We start from the raw sequence: 1,269 nt of genomic DNA on the forward strand, positions 1-1,269 counted from the left end.
GACCGAGCGAATCCAGTTTCTGGTGAGCTCGCGTTTGACGACATGCTCCATCTCCTTTGTACCCAGGCGCTCAATGAAAACCTCGCCGGGCCGGTTGATGGCGATCTCCGAGACTGCTTCTTCCTCCATGTACGGCCAGATCGGTTCCAGTTCGGCGCGCAGCACCGGTGCACGCGCCCACGGATTCAGCACAGGCTGGACGACATTCATTTGGCCGGAGTCCCGTAGCCTGGATCATACGGATCAGCCTCAGACCTCGGCGTCACTAAGAGCGGCGTCGGATCGATGGCCTTTGCCGGATTTCCGCCGCGCTTCAGTCGAGCCAGCTCCTCTTCTACCGGATCCGCATAGAGTTCGGAAAAATCCAGATCCCGGCGCACGAAGACGACGACCGGCGTGCCCTGGTCAACGTAGATGGTCGGCGGGATGGTCTGCGTGTCGCGGAATGCCTCTTGTGCCAGCTGTTGCAGCGCCGTCGACGATTTGTCGAAGGCGATGCTGCGGGCATCGCGTTGCGAGCCGGAGCCGCCATAGGTCGTCGTGACCGTCTGCCCCGTCACGGGGTCAACGGTCGTCACCTGCTGTTGCTGGCCGTCGCTGCCGGTGTCGGCGAGGGAGGACAGGTATTCCGAAACGCCGCCCACGACGGAAAGCATGATCGCATTGCCGTAGCGTTCGAGCCAATGCGTGTCGACGCGGCCGCCGAGACCACCCCGTCCGAGACGGTCGGCTCCAGGCGAGGCAATGTCGACCGACACGCCGTCGGAACGTATGACGCGGTTCCAGACGATGAAGACACGCTTTTGCCCGCGCGCGATCCCCGAACGATACTCGCCGGTAAGCCGAGAGCCTTTCGGGATCAGAATGCGGCGGCCGTCGAGCGAATAGACGTCCTCGCGCGCCACCGCGCGGACCATGCCGGGCAGATCGGTGTTGATGGCGGTTTCCAGAAATCCGCGGATCATCGTGCCTTCGGGGATCAACGCGTCGGTGCGGCGGAAAACCCGCGCCTTCGCCATCGCATTCGAATGCTTTTCCGATTGCGCAAGGAAAGCCTTGTTCGGATCGGTATCGGCGCCCGGCACCGGAACAAGCTGACCGTCAGCGGCGATTTGCGCCTGGGCCGGCTGATCGTGTCCCGCGGCCGGGTTTGCTTGCTCGCTGGTAATCATCTGATTCGAGCGCAGGCGCTCCCACATTGCCTTTTGCCGCTCAGCCTCCTCGGCCTTCCGGCGGGCCTCCTCGTCGGCGGCTTGCTTGCGGCGGGCC

General features: G+C 63.8%; 1 protein-coding gene and 1 pseudogene. Both read right to left on the bottom strand.

What is annotated here, in order from left to right:
* Window positions 1-210 (bottom strand): annotated as a pseudogene (locus tag EOA60_RS33555) (P-type DNA transfer ATPase VirB11); the annotation flags it as partial.
* Window positions 207-1,269 (bottom strand): type IV secretion system protein VirB10 (gene virB10 / locus EOA60_RS33560; protein WP_164899789.1); only part of this gene is annotated, 1,063 nt, incomplete at its 5' end. The pseudogene EOA60_RS33555 and the gene virB10, both read right to left, overlap by 4 nt.

The sequence above is a fragment of the Mesorhizobium sp. M1A.F.Ca.IN.020.06.1.1 genome (assembly GCF_004023265.1).
In the GTDB taxonomy this organism is placed as follows: domain Bacteria; phylum Pseudomonadota; class Alphaproteobacteria; order Rhizobiales; family Rhizobiaceae; genus Mesorhizobium.